Genomic DNA, 2,827 nt, shown 5'->3' on the forward strand with positions numbered 1-2,827 from the left:
GGAAAGGCCAGCGATACAGGGTGATAGCCCCGTACACGAAAACAACCTTGATGTGAAATCGAGTAGGGCGGGACACGTGACATCCTGTCTGAATATGGGGGGACCATCCTCCAAGGCTAAATACTCCTGACTGACCGATAGTGAACCAGTACCGTGAGGGAAAGGCGAAAAGAACCCCTGTGAGGGGAGTGAAATAGAACCTGAAACCGTGTACGTACAAGCAGTGGGAGCCCTTCGGGGTGACTGCGTACCTTTTGTATAATGGGTCAGCGACTTACATTTTGTAGCGAGGTTAACCGTATAGGGGAGCCGTAGGGAAACCGAGTCTTAACTGGGCGTCTAGTTGCAAGGTGTAGACCCGAAACCGGGTGATCTAGCCATGGGCAGGTTGAAGGTTGAGTAACATCAACTGGAGGACCGAACCCACTAACGTTGCAAAGTTAGGGGATGACCTGTGGCTGGGGGTGAAAGGCCAATCAAACTCGGAGATAGCTGGTTCTCCCCGAAAGCTATTTAGGTAGCGCCTCGGACGAATACTACTGGGGGTAGAGCACTGTTTGGACTAGGGGGTCATCCCGACTTACCAACTCCATGCAAACTCCGAATACCAGTAAGTAATATCCGGGAGACACACGGCGGGTGCTAACGTCCGTCGTGAAGAGGGAAACAACCCAGACCGCCGGCTAAGGTCCCAAAGTTCTGGTTAAGTGGGAAACGATGTGGGAAGGCTCAGACAGCTAGGATGTTGGCTTAGAAGCAGCCATCATTTAAAGAAAGCGTAATAGCTCACTAGTCGAGTCGGCCTGCGCGGAAGATGTAACGGGGCTCAAACCAGGCACCGAAGCCGCGGATTCACACTTATGTGTGAGTGGTAGGGGAGCGTTCTGTAAGTCTGCGAAGGTGTATCGAGAGGTATGCTGGAGATATCAGAAGTGCGAATGCTGACGTAAGTAACGATAAAGGGGGTGAAAAGCCTCCTCGCCGGAAGACCAAGGGTTCCTGTCCAACGTTAATCGGGGCAGGGTGAGTCGACCCCTAAGGTGAGGCCGAAAGGCGTAATCGATGGGAAGCAGGTTAATATTCCTGCACGACTTGTAATTGCGATGGGGGGACGGAGAAGGCTAGGTGGGCCAGGCGACGGTTGTCCTGGTGAAAGTGCGTAGGTGGTGTTTCTAGGCAAATCCGGAGACACAACACTGAGACACGAGACGAAGCCACTACGGTGGTGAAGCCATTGATGCCCTGCTTCCAGGAAAAGCCTCTAAGCTTCAGATTACAAGTCATCGTACCCCAAACCGACACAGGTGGTCGGGTAGAGAATACCAAGGCGCTTGAGAGAACTCGGGTGAAGGAACTAGGCAAAATAGAACCGTAACTTCGGGAGAAGGTTCGCTCTTGACAGTGAAGTCCCTTGCGGATGGAGCAGTTGGGAGTCGCAGTGACCAGATGGCTGGGACTGTTTATCAAAAACACAGCACTCTGCAAACACGAAAGTGGACGTATAGGGTGTGACACCTGCCCGGTGCCGGAAGGTTAATTGATGGGGTTAGCGCAAGCGAAGCTCTTGATCGAAGCCCCGGTAAACGGCGGCCGTAACTATAACGGTCCTAAGGTAGCGAAATTCCTTGTCGGGTAAGTTCCGACCTGCACGAATGGTGTAACCATGGCCATGCTGTCTCCACCCGAGACTCAGTGAAATCGAATTCGCCGTGAAGATGCGGTGTACCCGCGGCTAGACGGAAAGACCCCGTGAACCTTTACTACAGCTTGGCACTGAACATTGAACCTACATGTGTAGGATAGGTGGGAGGCTTTGAAGGCATGACGCTAGTTGTGCTGGAGCCGTCCTTGAAATACCACCCTTGTATGTTTGATGTTCTAACGCAGGGCCCTGAATCGGGCTCGCGGACAGTGCCTGGTGGGTAGTTTGACTGGGGCGGTCTCCTCCCAAAGAGTAACGGAGGAGCACGAAGGTTGGCTAATCCTGGTCGGACATCAGGAGGTTAGTGCAATGGCATAAGCCAGCTTAACTGCGAGACGGACAGGTCGAGCAGGTACGAAAGTAGGTCATAGTGATCCGGTGGTTCTGAATGGAAGGGCCATCGCTCAACGGATAAAAGGTACTCCGGGGATAACAGGCTGATACCGCCCAAGAGTTCATATCGACGGCGGTGTTTGGCACCTCGATGTCGGCTCATCACATCCTGGGGCTGAAGTCGGTCCCAAGGGTATGGCTGTTCGCCATTTAAAGTGGTACGCGAGCTGGGTTCAGAACGTCGTGAGACAGTTCGGTCCCTATCTGCCGTGGGCGTTGGATGATTGAAGGGAGTTGCTCCTAGTACGAGAGGACCGGAGTGAACGAACCTCTGGTGTTCGGGTTGTCACGCCAGTGGCACTGCCCGGTAGCTAAGTTCGGAATCGATAACCGCTGAAAGCATCTAAGCGGGAAGCGAGCCCTGAGATGAGTCATCCCTGACCCCTTGAGGGTCCTAAAGGGCCGTTGGAGACCACAACGTTGATAGGTGGGGTGTGTAAGCGCGGCGACGTGTTGAGCTAACCCATACTAATTACCCGTGAGGCTTAACCATACAACACCCAAGAAGTGTTCTGGGCCTTGTAGCAAGTGCGAGACTACTTACCTAATTCAGTGATAGCGACAAGCCACAAGCGACATCGTTATTCACGTCAGCTTTCCGAGATTGAAGTTTTTTGCCTGGCGGCCATAGCGCCGTGGAACCACCTGATCCCATGCCGAACTCAGAAGTGAAACGCGGTAGCGCCGATGGTAGTGTGGCATTCGCCATGCGAGAGTAGGACACTGCCAGGC

Annotated in this window: 2 rRNA genes (1 of these 2 only partly in view); both read left to right on the forward strand. The window is 53.4% G+C overall.

The features are described from left to right. Positions 1 to 2,588: ribosomal RNA gene (locus LG30_RS0113725) — 23S ribosomal RNA — on the forward strand (it extends 302 nt beyond the left edge of the window). Positions 2,589 to 2,712: 124 nt separating this feature from the next. Then, a 5S ribosomal RNA gene (gene rrf, locus LG30_RS0113730) occupies positions 2,713 to 2,827 on the forward strand.

The sequence above is a fragment of the Aeromonas aquatica genome, from assembly GCF_000764655.1.
In the GTDB taxonomy this organism is placed as follows: Bacteria; Pseudomonadota; Gammaproteobacteria; order Enterobacterales; family Aeromonadaceae; genus Aeromonas; species Aeromonas aquatica.